Origin of the sequence: Embleya australiensis (assembly GCF_051903075.1) — a bacterium.
Taxonomy (GTDB): Bacteria; Actinomycetota; Actinomycetes; order Streptomycetales; family Streptomycetaceae; genus Embleya.
Map to the genome: position 1 here is coordinate 360,376 of NZ_CP182423.1, position 22,002 is coordinate 382,377.

General features: G+C 70.7%; 17 protein-coding genes. 9 read left to right on the forward strand and 8 right to left on the reverse strand.

Annotated features, from left to right (window positions below; translation table 11 throughout):
* The first annotated feature begins 63 nt into the window (after positions 1 to 63).
* The 4 genes from ACMXN5_RS31975 (at position 64) to ACMXN5_RS31990 (ending at position 3,222) form a co-directional block, all read left to right on the forward strand.
* A complete protein-coding gene (locus ACMXN5_RS31975) occupies positions 64 to 666 on the forward strand; it encodes a TetR/AcrR family transcriptional regulator (protein WP_439678377.1) in 603 nt (200 codons plus the stop codon).
* 298 nt (positions 667 to 964) lie between these two features.
* Positions 965 to 1,369: a nuclear transport factor 2 family protein gene (locus ACMXN5_RS31980; RefSeq protein ID WP_439678378.1), complete on the forward strand. Its 405-nt coding sequence runs from the start codon at positions 965 to 967 to the stop codon at positions 1,367 to 1,369.
* Between the two features lie 511 nt (positions 1,370 to 1,880).
* The gene (locus tag ACMXN5_RS31985; RefSeq protein WP_439678379.1) at positions 1,881 to 2,660 is read left to right on the forward strand and encodes a hypothetical protein; all 780 of its coding nucleotides are present in this window, start codon (positions 1,881 to 1,883) and stop codon (positions 2,658 to 2,660) included.
* A gap of 61 nt (positions 2,661 to 2,721) precedes the next feature.
* Entirely contained in the window at positions 2,722 to 3,222 is a 501-nt protein-coding gene (locus tag ACMXN5_RS31990; protein WP_439678380.1) for a nitroreductase family deazaflavin-dependent oxidoreductase, read from the forward strand.
* A gap of 118 nt (positions 3,223 to 3,340) precedes the next feature.
* Here the strand turns inward: ACMXN5_RS31990 and ACMXN5_RS31995 are convergent, their stop codons facing one another.
* The 7 genes from ACMXN5_RS31995 to ACMXN5_RS32025 all read right to left on the reverse strand — a co-directional run bounded on the left by ACMXN5_RS31995 (position 3,341) and on the right by ACMXN5_RS32025 (position 11,317).
* A complete protein-coding gene (locus tag ACMXN5_RS31995) occupies positions 3,341 to 3,670 on the reverse strand; it encodes a hypothetical protein (protein ID WP_439678381.1) in 330 nt (109 codons plus the stop codon).
* A 461-nt stretch (positions 3,671 to 4,131) separates the two neighbouring features.
* Complete coding sequence (locus ACMXN5_RS32000) at positions 4,132 to 4,674, reverse strand: hypothetical protein (RefSeq protein WP_439678382.1); 543 nt, start codon at positions 4,672 to 4,674, stop codon at positions 4,132 to 4,134.
* A gap of 391 nt (positions 4,675 to 5,065) precedes the next feature.
* Entirely contained in the window at positions 5,066 to 5,602 is a 537-nt protein-coding gene (locus ACMXN5_RS32005) for an LppU/SCO3897 family protein (RefSeq protein WP_439678383.1), read from the reverse strand.
* 438 nt (positions 5,603 to 6,040) lie between these two features.
* Positions 6,041 to 7,216 (reverse strand): substrate-binding domain-containing protein, encoded by a 1,176-nt coding sequence (locus ACMXN5_RS32010; protein WP_439678384.1) that lies wholly within the window; start codon positions 7,214 to 7,216, stop codon positions 6,041 to 6,043.
* A gap of 69 nt (positions 7,217 to 7,285) precedes the next feature.
* Complete coding sequence (locus ACMXN5_RS32015; RefSeq protein WP_439678385.1) at positions 7,286 to 8,389, reverse strand: ABC transporter permease; 1,104 nt, start codon at positions 8,387 to 8,389, stop codon at positions 7,286 to 7,288.
* Positions 8,376 to 9,947, reverse strand: coding sequence for a sugar ABC transporter ATP-binding protein (locus ACMXN5_RS32020; protein WP_439678386.1), 1,572 nt, complete (start codon positions 9,945 to 9,947; stop codon positions 8,376 to 8,378). Before ACMXN5_RS32020 ends, ACMXN5_RS32015 begins: the two co-directional genes overlap by 14 nt.
* 212 nt (positions 9,948 to 10,159) lie before the next feature.
* Positions 10,160 to 11,317, reverse strand: coding sequence for a lactonase family protein (locus ACMXN5_RS32025; protein ID WP_439678387.1), 1,158 nt, complete (start codon positions 11,315 to 11,317; stop codon positions 10,160 to 10,162).
* 555 nt (positions 11,318 to 11,872) lie between these two features.
* Here ACMXN5_RS32025 and ACMXN5_RS32030 point away from each other — a divergent pair.
* Entirely contained in the window at positions 11,873 to 13,354 is a 1,482-nt protein-coding gene (locus tag ACMXN5_RS32030; RefSeq protein WP_439678388.1) for an aldehyde dehydrogenase family protein, read from the forward strand.
* Between the two features lie 76 nt (positions 13,355 to 13,430).
* A complete protein-coding gene (locus ACMXN5_RS32035) occupies positions 13,431 to 14,552 on the forward strand; it encodes a lactonase family protein (protein WP_439678389.1) in 1,122 nt (373 codons plus the stop codon).
* A gap of 45 nt (positions 14,553 to 14,597) precedes the next feature.
* Here the strand turns inward: ACMXN5_RS32035 and ACMXN5_RS32040 are convergent, their stop codons facing one another.
* Positions 14,598 to 16,703, reverse strand: coding sequence for a SpoIIE family protein phosphatase (locus ACMXN5_RS32040; protein WP_439678390.1), 2,106 nt, complete (start codon positions 16,701 to 16,703; stop codon positions 14,598 to 14,600).
* A gap of 268 nt (positions 16,704 to 16,971) precedes the next feature.
* On the opposite strand from ACMXN5_RS32040, the gene ACMXN5_RS32045 reads away from it, so the two are divergent.
* The 3 genes from ACMXN5_RS32045 to ACMXN5_RS32055 all read left to right on the forward strand — a co-directional run bounded on the left by ACMXN5_RS32045 (position 16,972) and on the right by ACMXN5_RS32055 (position 21,894).
* Positions 16,972 to 18,576, forward strand: coding sequence for a helix-turn-helix domain-containing protein (locus ACMXN5_RS32045; protein ID WP_439678391.1), 1,605 nt, complete (start codon positions 16,972 to 16,974; stop codon positions 18,574 to 18,576).
* Between the two features lie 373 nt (positions 18,577 to 18,949).
* Positions 18,950 to 20,428, forward strand: a complete 1,479-nt coding sequence (locus ACMXN5_RS32050) for a condensation domain-containing protein (protein WP_439678392.1) — start codon at positions 18,950 to 18,952, stop codon at positions 20,426 to 20,428.
* Entirely contained in the window at positions 20,428 to 21,894 is a 1,467-nt protein-coding gene (locus tag ACMXN5_RS32055; protein ID WP_439681321.1) for a condensation domain-containing protein, read from the forward strand. Before ACMXN5_RS32050 ends, ACMXN5_RS32055 begins: the two co-directional genes overlap by 1 nt.
* The last annotated feature ends 108 nt before the right edge of the window (positions 21,895 to 22,002 follow it).

Genomic DNA, 22,002 nt, shown 5'->3' on the forward strand with positions numbered 1-22,002 from the left:
GATGGGCTCCAACGTTTACCGGTCAACTGTATTATGTCAAGTGTACTGAAAAGGAGGTCGACGATGCCCAAGCAGGTGGATCACCGCGAACGCCGGGAGACGATCGCCCGAGCGCTGTGGCGGGTGGTGGAACAACGCGGCATCTCGCACGCGAGCGTTCGCGAGGTGGCCCAGGAGGCGGGCATCTCCCACGGCGCGGTGCAGCACTACTTCGCCACCCGGGAGGAGATGTTGGTCTTCGCGATGGACTTCGCGTCCGAACAGACCTCGCTACGCGTCGCGGAACGCGTCGGGGGGCTCGGCGACGCGCCGCATCCCCGTGACGTGCTCCTGGCGATGCTGACGGAGATGCTTCCGTTGCACCCCGACGCACGCGCGACGAGCCGGATGAGCGCCGCCTACGTCCTGGAGGCCCTGCACGACGCGAACATCCACACTCGCGCCCGCAAGGGCCTGATCCACGGTCGCGACCTCGTCGAACGCCTCGTCCGCCAAGCCATCACCGACGGCCACATCGCTCCCGACCGCGACCCCGTGACGGAGACGAACCTGCTCTTGGCCCTCACCGGCCTGACACCGCTCATCGAACTGGGCGTGATCGGATCCCGGGAGGCCACGACCACCATCGCCCACCACCTCGACCACCTGTTCGCCGACCGGCCCTGACCGCCTCGCGACATATACCGCAACGCTCGGCCCGACCACGGCAAATGCCGGGCGCTCGGTCCGCGTCGTCGAACACCTGCCGCAACTACTCGCGTTCGGCGACGACGTGGACCCCTCCCCCGCTCACTGCGCCCCCAGGCTTCCGGACGTCCTCGCGCCGGGACCGGGAGCGGTGGTCGTCGGGCCGGACGAAGTCCGGCAGGACGTCGCCGTGCCGCGGGTCCCAGGCCCCTACGACCGATGGCTGTTCGAGTACGCACCGGCGGTGGCCAGGGGTGGCCGTGTAGCGTGCACACGCATGACAGCAGAATCACCGGCACAGACCGTGCAGCGCTTGTTTCCCCTCCTCGCCGAAGGGAAGAGTGCCGAGGCGGCGGCGCTGTTCGCCGACTCGGTGTCGTTCTCGATCCCGCACCCGCCGGGCATTCCCTGGGTCCCCGAGGTCGACTCGGCAGAGGGCATGCGGACGTTCTTCGAACTGCTGGGCGCCCATGTACGGGGGAAGGAGTTCGACTTGCGCCAAGTGATCGTCGACGGCGACGACGTCGTGCTCGTCGGGCGCATGGTCTCCGAGGTCCTGAAGACGGGCCGGGACATCGACACCGCGTTCGCGCTGCACACCACCGTCCGCGAGGGTCGGATTACCCGCTATCACCTTTACGAGGACACCTACGCGGTCGCCAAGGCCTACTTCGGCGACTGAGGCACGCCTCGGGCGACACCACGCTTGTGTCGGACGGCGCGGCCGAACCGACCGGGTGCCTCCCCGTGGCGGCGGCGCTGCCCGACGAAGACATCGGCGGGGACAGGGACGCGGCAGGCCCCGAGGGATGGTCGGTTCGGAAAAGCACGCCCGCGAATGCTCGGATGGCCATGGGGGACAGCAGGGACGTCAAGGCGCCGGGTCGAACTTCGGCCGCCGGGCAACTGCGCGCGTTGTTGGGGGAGTTGGTGGGGCGGCGGATCGACGATCGGGATCGGGGGGCGTTGCGCGGCATGGGGGTGGCGTCGCGGGAGGCGGGGCAGGTTGTCGACGTGTTCGACGCGGTCACCCTCGATCGACGGAACGCCGCGATCCGGACCGTGGACCTGGACCTGCTCGACACAGCCATCGCCGTCGGCGTGCCCGTGGCCGCCCCGCCTACCGGCGTTGCGCTGCGCTGCGCCTGGCACCATGGCTCGAATCGGGCGAGCGCCGGGGCGACCTCGCCGCCGTGTGCGCCCACCCCGGATTCCGGCCGCTGCTGCGCGACGCCTTTCTGGATCGGCGGAGCGACCTGCTCGCGCTGGGCCGCCCGACCGAGCTGCGCACCCACGCGGGCGCCGACGCCGCGCTCCTGGACGCGTCCGGGCCGCTCGACCTGCTGGTCGAGAACCTGCACGAGTGGGTGACGGCGGTGGGGGCCGGCAGCCTACCCGCCCTGCACGAGGCCGTCTACCACCTGGACCTGGTCGGTCCCGCCCGCCTGGTCGCGCGCCGACCACAGACCCGCCCGTGGGTCGTCGAACTGCTGACCGCCGACCTCCCGGCTCTGCTCGCGCAAACGTGGCGGACCGGGCTCGTGGACGAACGGGGACACCGGGCGCTCGAACGTCTCGGCGGGTCCGTCCACGGCGGAGACGTGTATCCGGTCGATTTGTCGGACGGCGTCGGCACGAATGAGGGCTTCGTCGTGGTCGACGGCGCCCGGTCGGTGGTCTTCGACGCCCGCAGGCGGATCGCCGGCCCCCTGTTCGCCCGTCTGCCCGAGTCGGCCGGCTCCGCGCTGCCCCCCACGCACCGTTTGCACTTCGCGGACGGTCGACTCGCCGCCGAGCGCACCGCCCCGCAAGCGCCCCGTCCCGATGACCGGACCGCCCTCGTTCCGATCGGTGGAAAGCACTCCCACGAGCTGCGCCGCGTCGGAACCGGGTGGTGGGAGATGGCCAACGCCGCCGGCGCGTGCACCTCCCGCTGGTATCCGGACAACGCCTGGCGATCACCGAACTGCTGATGCCGGAGGACCCCGCCGACGTCTGGGCGGACCGACTCCCGGTCGAGCGCGCCGCGCGCCGGTGGCATGCCGCCATCGGCAAGGGGGTCTGAGGCCCCGGGCCGCACGAACGTGTCGGTTTCCCCGCACGACGGCGCCGGCTTTCTCCAGTACCGGCCCGCCCGCACCGCGACGCCCGATTCGGGCCGGGGTATGCGCTGAGTCGGCGTTGGCGGCCCATGCGACACCCAGCGGACGCCGAACGGGACGTGGCAGGGTGCCGGGGGCGACCACGGTGACCTCCACCGTGACGCCGGCCCCGTCCTTGACCGCTCGCGTCGGGGAGTTGACCCACGGCGGCAGTTCGCGCGATCCGGCATGGGTCGGCAATCTCATGGCGCACCCGGAGGTCACCGTCGAGATGGGCACCCGGACTGTGCCGGCCACGGCGCGGCTCGCGCGGGGGGAAGAGCGTGGGCAACTGTGGGCGAAAGAGGTGGCGCTCGTCCCGAAGTTCGCCGGGTTCGAGGCAACTGCGGGCAGGCAGGTCCCCGTTGTCGTGCTGGAGCGCGGAGACGGATAGGGCTTACGCCATTCCCTCGACTCGGCACGATCCAACTCACCGAGAACCCGGCGGTCGGCCTCGTGCGGTCGTCATGGACCTCCCCGCAGACGACGAGCCGAACTCGTATGCGACCGCGTCAGCGCAAGGTGGAGGCTCCCTTGTAGGCGCACAGTACGGTGCGTACCGCGCGCTTCGCGGCGCATCCGACGCGGTGTCCGCGCACGAGATTCCGGACGAAGCAGGCCACCATGGTGACCACGACGATGGCCAGGATCGTGGCGACCACCTTCGGAGTGCTGTAGACGGCCGTGATCACACATGCGGCGGCGATCAGCAACAGGCCCCACGCGGAGGTCCGTAACACCGCCCCCCACCCGACGCTCGCGGGATCCTGCCCCCGCTGCTCGGCGAAGATGTGTCGCCCATCGGCACACAGGCTGTTGTCGACCCTGTCGAGCTGTGTCATGACCGCTCCCCGTCCCGCGAATGCCCGTCGATACGACGATTATTGCCGTGGCGAACCCCTGCGGAACAGGATGCTACAAGCCTGTTACTCGATGTCACGTGGTTGCGGTCGGGCCGGCGCCCGGGTCGACGGGGGACGGTGGCCGCCGCAGGGCCCGGGGCGTTGCAGAACCGACGGCCGACGCCGCCGAGTACGAGGGGGAACGAGGACACGATGCCCGGGCCGAGCGGGCGGTGTGCGGCGGCGCGGCTCACCTGCGCGTACAGGGTCCGCCCGCCGCCGGCAGCGGCACCGCCGGGAGCGGTCGACTCCCCTCGGGCAGGCCGACGAGCGCCTGCGTCCGCAGGGTTCGTCGTCTCGGGCAGGTGACCTCCGCGCTCGCGGGTCGGGTTGCCGTCCCCGAGCCGACCCGGGGACGGCAACGCTCTCGGATATGTGCACGGCGCGGCCACACACCACGGTCAGGCCACCCGGTCCAGCGTCGACACCGCACGCGCCGCCGTGTTCACCGGCCGCCCGGCGGCCACCATCCGGCTCCGGACGAAGATCGTGGCCACCCGGGTAACGACCTCGGTGAGCGCCATCAGCACGAACGCCGCCACCCACGCCTGCCCGCTCGTGATGTGGTGGTCGAGGCTGAAGCGGGCCACATCGTCGGCACCGCCGTGGTCGACCCACACCTGGAACCCCATCCGCGCGCCCATGCCCACCACCCACAACACCGCGGAAACCGCACCCGCCTTGATCAGCAGATGCCCGCCGGCGGAGCGGATCCGGGTGAAGATGCCGCCCGCCACGCCGAGCGCCGCGCCGATCGCCATCAGGGCGCCGATCAACACCGTGTCGTTGCCCGCGGTGGGAATCGTGTCCAGGTACTTCCACGCCACGAAGGCCACGATCCCCAACGGAATGAGGAACGTCTTGCGGTCCAGCCGGTCCTCCCGCAACTGCCGAAAGACGATGAGAACGAGGACGATGTCGGTGATCCAGTCGGTGAAAGTCATGTCCCCAGACTGTCGCCGTCACCCTTTCCGCACCTGGACCCACGGGTGGAACAACGGGTGGAGACGTGGGTGGACCCCGATGACCACCGCGACTCGACCGGGACCCGCCACCGGCCGGTCGCACCGACCCGGCAGAAGGCCGGGCTCGATCCGGCCGGCGGGTATGGCCGCCACCAGTACCCAGGGCCATCCTGCAAAGCGGGCAGGCGCGGGGCAGGGCAGCATGTACCACCACTTCGCCGTACGTGCGGCGTGAGCGCGACGTGCCGAAGGGCTGCCCGATCGGGCGGCCGTCCCAGGATCCGGACGTGCCGGCCGATCCCGCGCCGCCCTCCCGTCGACGAGACGTTCGACCGGCTCCGCCACCGGCCGCCGACGTGGGGCGCCGGGTTCAGCCGATCTCGGAGAGGCAGTACGTGCTGCCGTAGGTCGGGACTCCGTTGCGGGTCCAATAGCTGGAGTACGTGTAGTCCGCGCCGCTCACGTTTTGGCACGGGCTGCCGGCCATCGTGTACGGAAACACCCGCAGGACCTTGAAGTTGGCCTTGGGGTCGGAGCAGCGGACCGAGATCAGTTCTTCCTGGCTGCCGCTCGTGCTGATGCGGCCGCTGAGGCACTCGCCCTTGTCGTAGGCGGTCTTCGTGCTCTCCGGTGTCGCGGATTGCTCGGCGGTGCGCGCGCTCCGGCTCGTGGCGGACGGCGACTGGCTCGCGCCGCCGCGGGTCGAGACGGGTGTCGTGGCCGGTGCGGTGTACGGCGTGTACGTCGTCGAGGCGGACACGGAAGCCGTAGCCGTGCTCGAGGTGCCGACGTGCGCCGTCTTCGCGTCGTTTCCCTCACAGGCTCCGACCAGCAGGAACGTGGCCGACACGGCTACGACCACCCCGAATGGCGCGCGTGGGCCGAACGACCCGATCCGATCGGTCATGAGGATTCCCCTTTTCCGTACCGCGTCGTTTGCCGGCGGCACGGGTAAACCATGACGGTCCCGAATCGGCTCCGACAACCGAATCCCGGGCAATCAAGGGGACTCCCTCGGCTTCACCCGCGAACCGTGTCCACAGCGCGTCGCCCGCGTTGCGGGCTACGGGTATGTCGCCTTTCTTGAACCGGTCCACTGCCCCACGCGGGTCCGGGTTCGCCCCGGGGTGTGCGGCGCGGAGCGGGTGTTGTGCCGGGATCCGATGCGCGGCGGCCGGCGTAGGTACCAAGGGCCAGGCCCGGCTTGCTGATCGGGCATCGCCGGGGCGGGATCCGCGCGGGTCCCGCCCCGGCGACGACGCCCGAGGTCGACAAGGAGACTTCGCCGGCGCGCCCGGGCGCGCCGGCCAAGGTCTCGACCGGGCGAACCGCGCGCCGATAACGCCTACTTGCCCCAGAGCTTCTTGTACTGCTCGCGATAGTCCTTGATGACGCTCGGGAACGTGTTGCCGGCCGGCTTCGGCGGCACGTTGTCGAAGCTCTTGGACCACACCATGGGCCGTGAGTACTTCACGTCCTGCTCCAGCGCGCTTTCCGGCTGACCGGTGAGGATGCGGGCCAGCGCGTCGAGCGTCCGCCACCCCTCCTCGCCCTGGTCCAGGACCGCCGAGGCGGCCAGTTGACCGTCGGCGAGAGCCGGGATGCTCGTCGGGGCCGCCGCGACGGAGTACGTCTTGGGCAGCGTGATTCCGGCGGACCGCGCGGCCGAGAACAGGTTGGTGCCCATTCCGTCGTAGCCCATGAACAGGGCGTCCATGCCGGAGTGCGAGCGCACGAAGTTCACGATGTCGCTTCCGGCGGTGGTTCCCAGCGACTGGACCGATACCGCCGTTTCGACCAGCGAGCAGGACGGGCACTTCTGCTCGATCTCCCGCTTGAACGCGTCGACGATCCCGTTCACGATCTTGTAGCCCTGGATGTCGGCGACGCCGATGGTTCCCGGGTTCCCCATGTCGGCCAGGGTCTTGTCCGCGATCGCGGTGGCCAGCGGGCTCAGGCCCTCGACTCCGTAGATCTGCAGAGCGATCAGATCACCGGAGGGGTCCGCGGCGGTGTTCGAGACCACGGGTATGTTCATCGCCTTGAGCTTGGTGAGCTGGTTGGCGATCGTCGCCGTTTCCACCGTGTTGATGACGACGGCGTCCGGGTGCATCGCGATCGCCTGGTCGAGGGCCTGCTGGAACAGCTGAGGGGTGGGCGACTGCGGCTGGATGAACTTCAGTTGCCAGCCCAGGAGTTTGACCGCCTCGGCCATCTCCTCCTGCATGATGATGGTGCCCAGACCGGCCGGCCCCGCACCGATGTGCACGATCGTCTTGCCCGCGGGGATCGGCTTGCCGACGGGCTGGACGATGCCGATCGACGTGGGCGCCTGGCGGTAGGTCTCGACCGCGCCCTTGGCCAGGGCGATACCCGTGTGGTCGGCCGCGGTCGCGGTCTTGGGCGACTTGTCCTTGTCGTCGCCTCCGCACGCCGCGAGCAGCAGGGACAGCGCGGCGCACGAGCCGACCAACGCCGCTCTGCGGCGCGTCCGGCGGGCCATCCTGGTCGATTGCGTCATGTGTTCGCTCCTTGGTGTGGTGCAACGTCAGGCGTGGGGCGTGGTGTCACAGGCGCACGGGTGTGTGCGTCAGGCGTGGGTGCGCTGCGTCGAGCGCTCGGGCCGCGGAACCGAGGCATCGCCCGGATCGCCGCGCGGTTGCCGGGCGTTGGCGCGGATCCAGGACCGGGCGCGGATCGCCTGCTCCAGGTTCGACGCGCCCAGGGCGAGCAGCAGCACGACACCGCTGAACATGCTCTGTGCCCACGGTTCACCACCGACGAGAAAGATGCCGTTGGTGCCGGTGGTGATCAGCAGGACCGAGGCGACGGTCCCCCAGGCGTTGAACCGCCCACCGAACTGGGTCGCGCCGAGGAACGCCGCCGCGTAGGCGTCGAGGAGGTACGGCGGACCGATGTTGGGACTGCCGGACTGCACGGACGAGGCGAGCAGGATCCCGGCGACACCGACCGCGAGGCCGGCCATCATCAGGCTGACGAATTTCAGTCGCCGTACGCGGATGCCGACGAGTTCCGAGGCACGCTCACCGAAGCCGAGGGCGTAGATACGGCGGCCGGTGACGGTGTACGTCTGGAAGAACCAGATGTACACCGCGACCGCCAGCATCAGCAGGAACGGCACGTAGAGCCCCGAGACCCCCGTCGTCGCCAACTTGCCGAAGGCCCCGGTGAGTTGGGTTCCGGTGATCGACTGGACCGAGAGGATCTGGCCGATGGTGGCGAACAGCGCTCCACTGGCGAGGGTTCCGATGAACGAGTCGATGCGGACTCCGACCACCACGAGCCCGTTGAACGCGCCCATCGCCAAAGCGGCGAGCAGCGTGACCACGATCGCGGGCCCGATGCTCCACCCCTGTGCGACCAGCAGCCACGCGATCAGCATGTTCGCCAGTCCCATCGCGTTGCCGATCGACAGGTCGAAGGTGCGGGCGGCGAGCGGCACCACCAGGGCCAGGGCCATCAACCCCGGCACCGCCATTCCGTTGAGTACGGAACGGACCGTGGTCATGGTCGGAAACGTGTCCGGTGCCCAGACCGAGAAGACGATCACCATTGCGATCTCGACGTAGACGACGCCGACATTGGTGAAGCTGAGGTGACGAAGCCAGGTCGGTCTCTTGTGGTCGCGATGGCTTTTCTCCGCCGCCGGCGGCGGCTCGTCAGTCCTGGTCATCGTGTGCCCCTTCGACTGCATATGCGATTGCTGATTTGGTCATCCCGTCGCCGCGGAACTCTCCGGCGACACGCCCCTCGCGCAGCGCGACCACGCGGTCGCAACAGGCGAGCAGGTCCTCGGTGTCGGAGGAGGCCATCACGATGGCCAGTCCCTCGGCCGCGCGCCGACGAAGTTCGTCGTAGATCACGTTCCGGGCGCCGATGTCGATGCCTGCCGTGGGTTCGGACAGGACGAGCACCTTCGGGGCCACGGACAGCGCTCTGGCCAGGACCGCCTTTTGCTGGTTGCCGCCGCTGAGCGCGGCGATCGGCCGTGGCGCGTAGGCGATGTCCGCGTGCACGGAGGAAAGCCATTCCCTCGCGAACGTCGTCTCGGCGGAGGGGTTGAGGACCCCTCGGGAGCGGAGCGCCGGAAGGGCGCCGAGTGAGACGTTCTCCGTCGTCGTGAATCCGTCGACGATCGCCTCGGCGCCCCGGTCCGCCGGCACGAACACGACGCCCAGTTCCCGCGCCCGCGGGATCGACGGATGCTCGACGGTGACCCCACCGATGGCGAACGAGCCGGTGACGCCGTCCCGGTGGGCACCCGAGAGCACGTACGGCACTTCCTCCCGGCCCGAACCGAGGAGCCCGGCGATACCGACGATCTCGCCGGCCGCGACACGAAGGTCGAGTCCGCGCAGGTACCGGCCCCGGAGGTTGGCGACCTCCAGCACGGAGGGCTCGCCCTCGCGGGCCGCCCTCGGCGTCGGCGGTGCCGCGGCCGACGCGAGCCCGGAGTCCTTCGCGTGCTCCGCCGAACCGACGATCACATCGACCAGATGCTCCAACGTGACATCGCCCAGAGCGCCGTCCCAGACCCTGCGGCCGTCACGCAGCACCGTGGCGTGGTCGGCGACGGCCATCACCTCGTCGAGGCGGTGCGACACCAGCACGACGGCGGCCCCGGTGGCACTGACCTCGCGGATCAGTGCGAACAGCCGGTCGACCTCGTGTGCCGCGAGGGCGGCCGTCGGTTCGTCGAGCACGAGAACGCCCCGGTGATCCTGCCAGTCGGCGAGCGCTCGCACGATCGCCACGACGGCCCGCTCCGGGGGTGAGGCCTGCGACAACGGCATCGTGGGGTCGAAGGAGAAACCGAACTGGGCAAGCAGTTCGCGGGATCGACTCGCCTGTTTCCGCCAGTTGATGCGGCCGAACGAAGCGCGCGCGTAACCGGCCGCGAGTCCGATGTTGTCGACCGCTCCGAGTTCGGGAACGATGCCGAGGTCCTGGTGGACGAAGCGCAGTCTCCGGTGTTTCGCGTCCGCCGCGTCACCCAGCACCAGCGGTTGTCCGAACACCGTGGCCTCCGCGCCCGCGTCGGGCGTGTACACGCCCGCGAGGCACTTGATCAGCGTCGACTTGCCCGATCCGTTGTGGCCGAGCAGGGCGTGCACCGTGCCCGGCCGCACGTCGAAGTCGACGCCCGCCAAGGCCCGGACGCCCGGAAACGTCTTGGAGACATTGCGCAGTCGCAGAGCGCGGTCGGAGCCGTTGGTATCCGTTCTGCTCATGAATCCCGCTCTCTCGAGATGACGCGTACGGACCGCACGACGTCAGTGCGCAGGTTGAATATGTGAAACAAAATATTTTTTGAGACCTCAAAGTCGCTCCCTTGCGCGGGACGAGGAGTCGCCGGCGCGCCCCGTCGTCCCGGCCCACCGGGAGCCCTGGAGGGGTTCGGTGGTCCGGGACGGTTCGCCGAGTCGAGAGCGAAACCCCTCGGTCAGAAGTGGCGGCCGGAGGCCAGAAGCGCACTCGGGCCGTCGGAGCCACGGATGCCGAGGTCGTACGGCGCCCTGCCATCCGGTACGAGGCCGCCGTCGCGCCGCACGTGGTAGACGCGCAGCGAGGCGTTCGCGTGGTTCGGCCCGGCGGCGGACTGATAGTCGACCACATAGAGGCGTCGTCCATCGGCGGACAGCAGCGGCATGTCGGGCATCGTGCCCTCGGGCCCGCCGGCGTACGGCGACCCGGGCAGCGGGGTCAGCGTGCCGTCGGCCCGCACGGAGTACCCGCTGACGTCGTTCGTCATCGTGTTGGCCACATACACCTGCCGACCGTTCCTGCCGAACGAGAAGTTGTGCGGGTAGCCCCCGGAGGGGAACGGCGCGGCGAGGGAGCGCAGGGAGTGGTCGGCCGCGATGGTGAAGGCCCGGACCGTGCCTCCCGTCTCATTGGCGATGTAGAGGGTGCGGCCGTCGGGCGCCACGGCCGGGGTGATCGGCGCGTCGCCCGCGTCGATGCGCTGGAGCGGCCCGGAGAGCGTGCCGTCCCGGTGGACGGCGAACCGGACGATCGACTTGGCGAGATAGCTGGTCACGTACAGGGCCTTGCCGTCCTTGGACAGGACCGGCATGGCCGCGCCGTCCTCGTACGTTCCCAGCTTCACCGGGGCGCCGTTCGGCACCGGCACGCCGTCTCGGCCGATGGTGAACGAGGCGATCGCACCGTTGTTGAAGCCTGCGATCCCGTCACCGAGGCCGAGGAACAGGTGCCGCCCGTCGGCCGAGACCGCCATGGAAACGGGAGTGTTGGGCAACGGCAGCGGTGCACCGACGCGGGCGAGCGTTCCGTTCTTCGCGATCCGGAAGGTTTCCAACTGCGGAGGCTGCGACGTGCTGTCCGGCGAACCGAGGCCGAGCCCGGCGGCGCCGTACATGTACCGGTGATCAGGGGTGGTCACCAGGTTGAACGTCCCCGCTCCGGAGGTGTACGGGGAGCCGGGCAGCGGGCGTGGCGTGCCGTCGGCCGACAGACCGAGGGCGGTGATGCCACCCGACTGCGCCGTCACATACAGACGTTCGGTCTGCGCGACGGACGCCTGACCGCCGGACGACGTTTCGGCGCCCGCCGACGGCGCGACGAAAAGCGTCGTCAGCACCAGCGCGCCGACTGTCGCCCCGTAGGACCGGACACGCCGCCACATCGGACCCGGTCGTGGCCTGATGACGGTGTCCCGGGGACCATCCGTCCGCACGGCCTGGACAGTTCGCATGGTGGACTCCGATCGATCGAGTTCTGCTGACGATTGGCTGTCGGCGGCGGCGCGACCGGGCGGGCCCGGACCTCGTACGTTTCGAGGCACGGCCCACCGGTCCGTGGCCGGGAATTCGTCTCGCCGAGGATGGTGCGAGACCGATCCAGGTCGACCGAGGCCGCCTGGGAACACGCCCTGCTCCGTCCGGCCGGCGACGGTCGTCGCGCGGTCCCGGCCGAGCCCGGATCCGGACGCCGTCCCGTTGCCCGGCCGCGTTGCCCGGCCGAGCCCTCCGGGTGGCCGCCCAAACGCTAGGTGCCGCCGTGGGGCACGAGTGTCCAGGGTTCTGGACACTCGCCGCGCCGGTTCCGTCCCGGGTCGCCGCCTCCGACCCTTGTCCCCATGTTAAATATATGATACGTAATCCCGATGGATTGGGGATCGACGCAAGGAGATGCCGTGACACCGGACGCCGCCGCCCCGACGACCGACCCTCGCGTGAGGTCGGAGCAGATGCTGATCGACGGGCGCCGGGTTCCGGCGCTGTCCGGTGCGACCTTCCCCGTGGAGGACCCGGGCACAGGGCGCGTCGTCGCGTGTATTCCCACCGGTGCCCCCGCCGATGTCGACGCCGCGGTGCGGTCCGCTCGGCGCGCCTTCGACGACGAGCGCTGGTCCGTCCTGTCGGGCGCGCAGCGCGGGGTCGTGCTCTGGCGCGTCGCCGACCTGCTGGAGACCCGCGCGGACGAACTGGTCCGACTGGAAAGCATGGACGTGGGCATGCCGGTGCCGCAGGCGCGGGCATTGCTCGGCGAGACGGCCAACCAGTTCCGGTACTATGCCGGTTGGGCGGACAAGATCCACGGCCGGACCGTGGACATCGGACCGGCCGAGCGCCGTTTCCACGGCATCACGCTCAAGGAACCGGTAGGCGTCGCCGGGCTGATCATGTCGTGGAACGCTCCGCTGTACGGAGCCGCGCTGAAACTGGCGCCCGCCCTCGCCGCGGGGTGCACCTGCGTGCTGAAGCCCTCGGAGGACGCCTCCCTGTCGATACTGGCCCTGGGCGGTCTTCTGCTGGAGGCGGGCGTGCCCGACGGTGTGGTCAACGTCGTCACCGGCCACGCCGACGCGGGCATGGCACTGGTCGCCCACGAGCAGGTGGACAAGCTCAGCTTCACCGGCTCCACCCGGGTCGGCAAACTGATCGTGCGGGCGGCGTCCGGGAACCTGAAGAAGCTCGCTCTCGAACTGGGCGGCAAATCACCGGTGATCGTGCTGCCCGACGCGGATCTGTCCCAGGCGATCCCGGGCATCGCTCTCGGCGCCTTCTGGAACACCGGACAGGTCTGCACCGCCGGAACGCGGCTGTTCGCCCACAGGGACGTGTTCGAGGAAGTCGTCCGTGGGGTGGCGGAGTACGGCCGGTCGCTGAAGATGGGCTACGGCACCGAACCCGGCGTGGACATCGGCCCGTTGGCCTCCCGGCGGCAACTCGACCGCGTCACCGGGCACGTGGCGGAGGCCGTCGGGGCCGGCGCGCGGGTCGTCGGCGGCGGCTCCAGGATCGGGGACGAGGGGTACTTCTTCGAGCCCACGGTCCTGGCCGACGTCGACCGCTCGATGCGCGTGGTCCGCGAGGAGACCTTCGGCCCGGTGCTGAGCGCGATGGCGTTCACCGGGGTGGGCGAGGCGATAGCGGCGGCCAACGACACCGAGTACGGCCTCGCCGGCAGCGTGTGGACCCGTGACGTCTCCCGGGCCCACACGATCGCCCGTCGGCTGCGGGCGGGACGGATCGGCGTCAACGTCCACCGCGCGGGCGGGGTCCAGATGCCCATCGGCGGCTACAAACAGTCGGGCTGGGGCCGGGAATGCGGGCCCGAAGGCATGGAGGAGTACCTGGAGACCAAGTCGGTGATCACCCTCCTGGACCGCTGAAGCGCGTTCGACGGCACCAAGTCACACCATCACCGCCTTCCCCGAATCCGAACACGCGAGAGGCGCAGGTGAACCGATGACCGGTAGCGCGGAGAACCACCCGTCGAAGCCAACCGTCGGCAACTCCCGTCGGCGGGGCACGCGCACGGCGTCCCGACGGCTCATGGCGGCCACCGGCGCGCTGATGACGCTGCTGGCATCGTCGACGATCCCCTCGGCGGCCGTGGCCGGCGAAGGCACGGCCCCACATACCGTCGGGCCCACGTTCGCGCGGACGACCAAGGCGTCGGGGGGCTCCCCGGTCGTCCCGTCGCCCGACGGCAGGTTCCTGTACTCCGCCGGCGGCGACGGAAAGCTGCGAGTCCACACGATCGGTGCCGACGGGAGGCTCACCGCCCGGCCCGGGGCGACCACCACGCTGCCCGACATCCCGATCGACGTGGCGTTCTCCCCCGACAGCACATACGCCTACGTCACGGTGGGCGTCTCCGACACCACGATGCAGGTCTACGCGCTCCGGGCCGACGGCACGCCCGTTCCGGTCGGTGCGCCACTGTCCCTGGGTTCGGCGTCGTTGTCGATGTCGGCCGTGTCCCCCGACGGCCGCGATCTGTATGTCACCGATGTCGCGGCGAACCGGATCATGCGGTACGCGCTGAACGACGACGGCCTGGTGGGCGGACTGCGGGAGACGGAGAGCGCCGTCGGCTTCGGGCCGATCTTCCCGACCCTGACTCCGGACGGGCGCCACCTGTACGTCGCCACCGAGTTGGGCACGACCGTGACCGCCTTCGACGTCGCGGCGGACGGCTCGCTCTCGCCTGTCGCCGGCTCGCCGTTCCCGGCCGGCAGTCCCTCACTGGGGATGGTCACCAGCCACGACGGCAAGTACCTCTACGCGCCGAACCTCGGCTCGAACTCGATCACCGGCTTCGCGATCCGCGAGGACGGCGCGCTGAAGGAGCTGCCGGGCAGCCCGTTCGCGGGCGGGGCCGACGGGACCGCTCCGCAGATGGCGGTGCTCTCGGCCGACGGAAAGGTGCTGTGGGACGCCGCCGGCGTCCCCGTCGGCGGTGCCGGCGCGCCGATCGTGGCACTGCACGGATTCGACGTCCGGCCCGACGGAACGCTCGTGCGCAATGACTCCGCCGCCGTCGGAACCGACATGGTCTTCACCCGCGGACGCCCCTGCCGCTGACACGGGGCGTCGTCGATGGTGGCGAAGCACCCGCTCCGCCGTGCCTCACACCGGCGAAGCGGGGTCGGCCGCGAGGACAAGCGGCTGTTCGGCCCAGATGGTCTTCCCCTGGCGGCCGTAGCGGCAGCCCCACCGGGTGCTGAGCTGGGCGACGAGGAACAGACCGCGTCCGCCCTCGTCGGTCCAGTGCGCGCGACGCAGGCGGGGCTGCGTGTTGCTGGGGTCGGTGATTTCGCAGACCAACGCGGCGTCGCGGACGAGCCGCAGGCCGATGGGGCCCCCGGCGTAGCGGACCGCGTTGGTGAGCAGCTCGCTGACGATCAACTCGGTGGTGAAGGCCATCTCCTCCAGTCCCCAGACGCCGAGCTGCTCGGCGACGGCCTGCCTGGCCGTGGCCACGGCCATCGGGTCGGCGGCGAACCGCCAGTCCGCGATGTTGTCCGCCGTGATCGCCCGGATACGTGCCAGCAGCAGGGCGGTGTCGTCGCGCGGTGGGGCGTCGCCGAGGCGCGAAAGCAGCGCGCGGCCGACGTCGTCCAGGGGGTGATCGGCGCCGCACAGGTCCGCGAGGTTGTCCGTCAGCCACCGCGGTCCGGCGTCGGTGTCCTCGTCCTCCCGCTCGCTCGGGCCTTCGGTGTGGAGGGCGAGGACACTGCCGGGTTCCAGGTCGACGACGGCCATCTCGAAGGGGACGCCGCCCACGCCCAGTGGCGGCCCGGGGGCGACGTCGATCACCTCCGTGGTGCCGTCGGGTCGGACCAGCACGGGCGGAGGGTGCCCGGCACTGGCCAGTGCGCAGCGCCGGCTGACGGGGTTGTAGACGACGTACAGGCAGGTGGCGCCGACGGGGCTGCCCGGGTCGGCCTCCCTGGTGAGTTGCCGTACCCGGTCGTCGAGGTGGGTGAGCAGTTCGACGGGGTCGAGTTCCAGGTCCGCGAGCGTGCGGACGGCGGTGCGCAGCCGGCCCATGGTGGCGGTGGCGTACAGCCCGTCGCCGGCCACGTCACCGACGACCAGGGCGACGCGGAAGGAGGGCAGGGGGATCACGTCGTACCAGTCGCCGCTGACCTCGACGTCGCCGCCGGCCGGCACCTGGAAACCGGCGGTCTCCACCGCCGGGTTGTCGGCGGTGGGCCGGGGAAGCAGGCGCTGTTGCAGCGCCTGCACCGAGCGGCGCTCGCGGGTGTAACGACGGGCGTTGTCCACGCTCAGTGCGGCCAGTGAGGCGATCTCGGCCAGCAGGTCCGCGTCCCTCTCGTCGTAGGGTTCCTGCCGGTCGGTACGCCAGACGGTGATGTTGCCCAGCACCAGTCCACGCGCGAAGAGGGGGGCCCAGATACCCGAGTGCCCGTGCTCGGGTACGAACAGCCGGACCAGTGACTCGTCGCCCCCGAGCAGGTCGGCCACCATCGCCGGATCCAGGATCACCGCCCGACCCTCCTGGATGGCCCGCAGCGTGGCCGAGGACGGCACCGGCGGGGCCGGCCGGCCGAGTTGCAGCAGCGAGGCGGGCCACGGGTCGTCGGCGGCGGAGGCCACCGCCGCCCGATGCACGTGCAGCTCCCCTCCGCCGGCCAATTCGGGGGGCTCGTCGCCGTCGGGTACGGCGTCGGCGAGATCCACCCAGGCCAGGTCCCCGAAGGCGGGCACGAGCACGTCGACCAGGTCTTGAACGACGCGCGTGACGTCCAGGGAGCCGCCGATCCGGGTGGCGGTCCGGTGCAGCAGGGCCAGTTCACGGCGGACCCGCCGCTGCCCGGGTGTGTCGAGGTACAGGGCCACCGCGGCCGCCGGGTCGTCCTGGGCGTCCCCCACCCGGACGGCCCGCCCGGTGGGCACCAGGAGCACGAGGTGTTCGGCGCGGGGCTGAAGCGGCAGCACACGGTAGGTGACGTCAACCGAGTCACCGGACCGGTGGCGCAGCGGCGCCCGTCCGTCCGTCTGTGTGCGGGTGTGGTCACTCGCGTTCGCGCGGCCGTCGGCGAACAGGTCGCCCAGCGGTCGGCCGCACACTTCTCGGGCGGTCCACCCCAGTAGCTCTTCGGCTGCCGGGGACGAGCGCACCACGAGGCCGTCGGCGTCCGTCACGGCGACCGCGATGTCGGCGAAGGCGCCCATTTCCGCTGCGGCTCCGGCAGTCGACCCGCCCATTTCCCTCCTCCCGCGAGGACGTTCCCATGACCCGGATACTACGTTTGCCATGTTTTGGTGTCCCGTCGACACTCCCGGCCGCAGGCCCGTGGTCATCGGTGGGTCATCGGTCGAGTCCAATGATGCATGGTATATTTTATTTCACAGCCATGAACGCTTTGTGAACTCCGTACCGACAGCGCAGGCCCCGGGGACGCGTCGCCTCGTCCCGGCGCCTGCCGTCCCGAGCCGGCGCCAGGTGCCGGGACCGCCAACCGGAGGAGCCGGCATGCAGGACGCTCCGTTGGACGAGATCGGGCGAACGCGGCCCGCGATCGAATCGTCGTGGACCCGATCGCGCCTGCACGGTGTGCGCCGGGACACGGCGCCCCGCCTCGTCCAAGGCCCGGTCGATCCGGAGAGCGGCCTGTCCCGCGCGGCGGGGTGGGTGCTGGAGCGGGCGCGGCAGGAGTTCGACGGGTTTCCGGCCGTGTTCCTGCTGGCCGACCGGACTGCCTCGGTGATCGACATGCGTTACACGCACCGGTCGATCGACGACGCGATGACCAACCTCGGTCTCGCGCCGGGCGTCCGGGTCGAAGAGAGGCAGATCGGCACCAACGGGCTGGGGACCGCGTTGCAGACCGGCCGGAGCGTACTCGTGCGCGGGCCCGAGCACTTCGTGAAGGTGTTCGATCCGTTCTCCTGTTTCGGGCATCCGATCGTGCATCCGGTGACCCGTCGGCTCGAAGGTGCCGTCAATCTCGCGTGCGCCTGGGGCCAGGAGCACCCGCTCCTGCCATCCCTGATCCGACACCTGGTCCAGGACATCGAGGACCGGCTCCTGCGGGAATCGCCCCTGGCCCAGCGGCGGATGCTGGCCGCGTTCCAGGCGGCGACGCGCTCCCGGGGACGCGCGGTCATGGTGCTCGGGCCGGGACTGGTCCTGGCCGGCCCGTCCGCGTTGGATCTGATCCAGGCCGCCGATCATCCGGCCGTCGAGGCTTGCGTCGACCCGACGGGCCCCGCCCGCGAGCGCGTACATCAACTGACCCTGGCCTCCGGCCGATCGGTCCGGCTCAGGTGCGTGCCGATCGAGGACACCGACGGCGTGCTCGTCGACATCGTCCCGGAGCGCAACGGCCGCCGCGGCAGGCCGCACCCGGACGTGGCCGCGCAGTGGCCGCTGCTCGTCATCGGCGAACCCGGCAGTGGCCGCACCACCGAGGCGCGCCGGGCCGCCGGGCCGGGGGCCACCGTCCTCGACGCGACGGCAGCCGCCCGCCGGGGCGAGGCCTCGTGGGCCGCGGCCCTGGGGGCGTTGCTGAAGACGGACGGGCCGGCGGCCGTCGTGGAGAACATCGAGTCCCTGTCCGAACCGTTGACCATGCTGGTGGCCAAGTCGCTCACCGGTACCACCCGCGAGGTCGTCCTGACCTCGACGCCCGGTGAGCATCTCCAGGGTGTGCACGCACCACTGGTGGCCATGTGCGCCGCGCGTCGGGACCTGGTGCCGCTGCGCCGCCGCAGGCACGAGATCCCACACCTGGCGCAGCGCATGCTGGCCCAGGCCTCGGGCTCCGCACGCGTGCGCCTGACCTCCGAGACCTTGCGCGTGCTGGCCGCACAGTCCTGGCCGGGCAACCTGGCCGAGTTGCGCAGGGCGGTGGACGGCCTTGCCCGGATTCGCTCGGCCGGGGACATCCTTCCCTCCGACCTGCCGGCCTCACAGCGCGACCAGTCCTCCTCCGCGTCGCCGTTCCGTCAGGCGGAGCGCGAAGTCATCGTCGCCACCATCGACGCGGCCAACGGGAACCGGCGCGAGGCGGCACGCGCGCTGGGCGTGAGCCGGTCCACCCTCTACAACCGCATGCGGGCACTGCACATCCACTGACCCCGAACACGACCGTCGGCACCCCGGTACGGGGAGGCCGTCGTCTTTCGCGCGGTCCCGTCCTCTCTCACGCGGCCCCGCACCCGTCGCCCCGAATTTTCCCGGACGCAATCCACGGACGTGTCGCGGAGCCACCATTCGCGATGATCGCCGCGCCCATTCGAGGTTGCCGCGTGTGCGAACGCCGCGAAACCGGTGTCCAATTCCTTGGACCTTTGCACAGCGGAATCCTCCCTACCGTGGAGGCGTGGCCGCGAAGGGACGAAATCCCGCTTCGCCGGCCCGATCCGCGGCGGCGAACTCCCGCGCCCGGAGCTCACCTTCCCCATACCACGTCCCCCATCAGGCATCGCCTGGGTAGCGAGGCAGCCCCGTGAAATTCATCGACATCTGGGACCTCGAAATACCGGCCGGACAGTTGGCCGCATGGCGCCCGACGGCCGGTCCCCCCGACTCCTGCGACTGGGTGCCCGACGCGCGGCCGGCGTCGTATCTCCAGGAAGGGCATCTCGGCGACGCCCTGCACTCCGCCGCGAGCGGCCGCGGCCCCTCCTGGCTGGCCACGACGTTCGAACTGCCCGGCCTGTTCGACGAATACGCCCTGGCCAAGGCACTGGATGACTGGATCACCCGGCACGAGGTGCTGCGCAGCCGACTGGAGCCGTACGCCGACGGCGACTCCCTCAAGATGTACCGCACCACCCTGCGGCCGGGCGCGGTCGGCCTGATCCGCACCGAGCACGGCCATGTCGAGGATCCGCGCGAACTGTCCGCCCGCATCGAGAAGATCCTGGACGCGAACACCGATCCGCTGCTCTGGCCCTCCTTCCTGTTCCTCACGGTGCGACACCCCGACTCCACCACCGTCTGCGTCGGCCTGGACCACCACAACGTCGACGGTTACGCGATCCTGCTGATCGCCCAGGAGATAAGCGAGTTGTACGGCGCGGCGCTCGACGGCCGCCCGGCCCGCCTCTCCGAGGTGGGCAGCTATCTGGACTTCACCGGCCCCGAGCGCCGCGACGCCGCCGAACTGCACGGCGAGCACGAAGTCGTCCGGCAGTGGCGGGACTTCGTGGTCGAGGGCGGCGGCATGCTGCCCGACTTCGTCGTTCCGGTCGCCGATCGGCGGCAACCGGCGCCCGTCGCCCAGACGGGCGGCCTGGACTGGTTACTCGACGCCGACGAGGCACGGTCCTTCGAACTCCTGTGCAGGCAACGGGGCGGCGACTTCTTCTCCGGCGTCCTCGCCTGCCTCGCCCTGTCCGCCCGGAGCCTGTCGGGCTTGGACGTCTTTCGCACCGTCGTGCCCTTCCACACCCGCAACGACCGCCGGTACCACCGGTCCCTGGGCTGGTACGTGGGGATCGCGCCGGTCGGTGTCCCCGTGCGCGGCGGAGACGACTTCGAGCAGGTGATGAAGGAGTCCAGGGCGGCCCTGCAACGCGCCCGTCCGCTGGCCTGCGCGCCACTGACCCGACTCACCGAACTGCTCGGGCTGCCCCTCGAACCCCGGTTCATGGTCTCGTACATGGACGTCCGCTCCCTGCCCGGCGCCGGCCGGTGGACCGAGTGGAAGGCCACCGCGCTGCGCAGTCGCCGATTCCATCCGCACGAGGTCTACCTGTGGATCCTGCGCACCCGTGAGGGTGTCTACCTCAGCCACCGCTTCCCCGACTCCGAACCCGGCCGGGCCGCCGTCCCGTCCTACCTCGCCGAGGTCGGCCGCCTGGTGCGGCAGGTCGTCACCGGTACGGACGCGCCGTGCGCCGCCCCCCGCTCCCCCCGTCGACCGCAGTCGCACCCGGCCTGTCTCGACGGCACCAAAGGAAAGGAACCCACGCCGTGTTGATGACCTTCCTGTCCGACTACGTGCCCCGCGTCGGCGAACTGGTCCAGTTCCGGGTTCCCGACCACGTCGTCGAGAGGGCGATGCGCGCACCGGCGCACCCGGTGCCGCCGTCCCCGGTGCAGGAGAACCACCTCCTGCGCTATCTGGCCAACCTCGAGGCACACCGCCCCCAGTCGCCGTGGTTGGGGCTCGCCTTCGACCTGCCGGGGCGGCTCGACACCGCCGCGCTGGCCGCCGCGTTGACGAAGTGGACGCTGCGCCACGAGACGATGCTCACGTGGTTTTCGGCCGAGCCGGACCGGGCCGCCCCGGGGGGCGCCGGCACGACCCTGATCCGGCACAAGGTCGCGCGGGAGGATGTCGACGTACGGCCCGTGCCACGCGGCGTCCTCGACTCCGAGGACGCCGTCCGGGAGCATCTGCGCCGGCAGTTCCACAGCGGGACCAGTCCGATGCGGTGGCCGCCGTTCACCGCCGCCGCCGTGCTCGGTGAGGATTCCTCCACCGTCTATTTCGCCATCGATCACGCGCACAGCGACGCGTACTCGATGCTTCTCGTCTTCGACGAGCTGCGCGTCCTGTACCAGGCCGAACGCGAAGGCGTCGAGGCCGACTTGCCCGAGGTCGGCAGCTATCTCGACGCGGGCACGCTGGAGCGGGAGCGGGCCGCCGCCCTCCAGGCCGACTCGCCCGGGGTGCGAAGCTGGGTCGGCTTCCTCCTCTCCGGTCCGATGCCGTCCTTCCCCCTCGCGCTCGGGGTACCGGCGGGCGAGACGCGCCCCAGCCTGTCCCTCGAACTCGACCTGCTGACCGCGGACGAGGCCGACGCCTTCGCCCGGGTGTGCAGGCCGCACGGCGCCGGTTTCTCCGCCGGTCTGCTGGCCGCGCTCGGAGCCGTGCACCGCGACCTGGGAGGTCGCGACGTCTACCGCGGCCTGTCCGTCGTACACACCCGCAACGAGGTGCGCTGGCTCGCCGCGCAGGGATGGTTCATCAACTTGGTGCCGGTCGCGTTCCCGCTGACCGAGGACGGCAGGCCCCTGTCCCCGACCGAACTCATGGTCGCTGCGGGCGCCGGATTCCGCGGTGCCTGCAAGCTGGCCGCGGTCTCTCCCCTGCGGGTGGCCGAACTCGCCGGATTCCCGCTGCAGTCCGACGACTCCGCGGTGCTCCCGATCGTGTCCTACATCGACGGGAGACACGCCCGAGGGTCCCGTGACTGGGAGGCGGCCAACTGCAACGGACTCTACGACTCCAGCCCGAGCAGCGAGGTCATGATGTGGGTGAACCGCCGCTGGGACAACACCTACATGAGGGTCACCTACCCGGACACACCCGAGGCCCGCGTCAACGTGCCACGCCTATTCGACCGGTTCCGGTCCGTGGTGCGGCGGATCGCGGGGGGCGGCGCCTGCGGCCCGACGGCGGCCGCACCCGCGTCGGCCGCCGCGTCCGCCGGATACTGAGAGGCATGTCGGGTACGGCTTCCATGCGATGAATATTTTATACACTGCGGGCTCGCCGGGCGCATCAGACCCACGAGGAACGCGGACTCTGGCAGGACCGCACCGACT

Excerpts from the sequence above, each read along its gene's own strand:
- ACMXN5_RS31975 (WP_439678377.1), top strand. The coding sequence starts at position 64 with ATGCCCAAGCAGGTGGATCACCGCGAACGCCGGGAGACGATCGCCCGA.
- ACMXN5_RS31980 (WP_439678378.1), top strand. The coding sequence starts at position 965 with ATGACAGCAGAATCACCGGCACAGACCGTGCAGCGCTTGTTTCCCCTC.
- ACMXN5_RS31995 (WP_439678381.1), bottom strand. The coding sequence starts at position 3,670 with ATGACACAGCTCGACAGGGTCGACAACAGCCTGTGTGCCGATGGGCGA.
- ACMXN5_RS32000 (WP_439678382.1), bottom strand. The coding sequence starts at position 4,674 with ATGACTTTCACCGACTGGATCACCGACATCGTCCTCGTTCTCATCGTC.
- ACMXN5_RS32005 (WP_439678383.1), bottom strand. The coding sequence starts at position 5,602 with ATGACCGATCGGATCGGGTCGTTCGGCCCACGCGCGCCATTCGGGGTG.
- ACMXN5_RS32010 (WP_439678384.1), bottom strand. The coding sequence starts at position 7,216 with ATGACGCAATCGACCAGGATGGCCCGCCGGACGCGCCGCAGAGCGGCG.
- ACMXN5_RS32015 (WP_439678385.1), bottom strand. The coding sequence starts at position 8,389 with ATGACCAGGACTGACGAGCCGCCGCCGGCGGCGGAGAAAAGCCATCGC.
- ACMXN5_RS32020 (WP_439678386.1), bottom strand. The coding sequence starts at position 9,947 with ATGAGCAGAACGGATACCAACGGCTCCGACCGCGCTCTGCGACTGCGC.
- ACMXN5_RS32035 (WP_439678389.1), top strand. The coding sequence starts at position 13,431 with ATGACCGGTAGCGCGGAGAACCACCCGTCGAAGCCAACCGTCGGCAAC.
- ACMXN5_RS32040 (WP_439678390.1), bottom strand. The coding sequence starts at position 16,703 with ATGGGCGGGTCGACTGCCGGAGCCGCAGCGGAAATGGGCGCCTTCGCC.
- ACMXN5_RS32045 (WP_439678391.1), top strand. The coding sequence starts at position 16,972 with ATGCAGGACGCTCCGTTGGACGAGATCGGGCGAACGCGGCCCGCGATC.
- ACMXN5_RS32055 (WP_439681321.1), top strand. The coding sequence starts at position 20,428 with ATGACCTTCCTGTCCGACTACGTGCCCCGCGTCGGCGAACTGGTCCAG.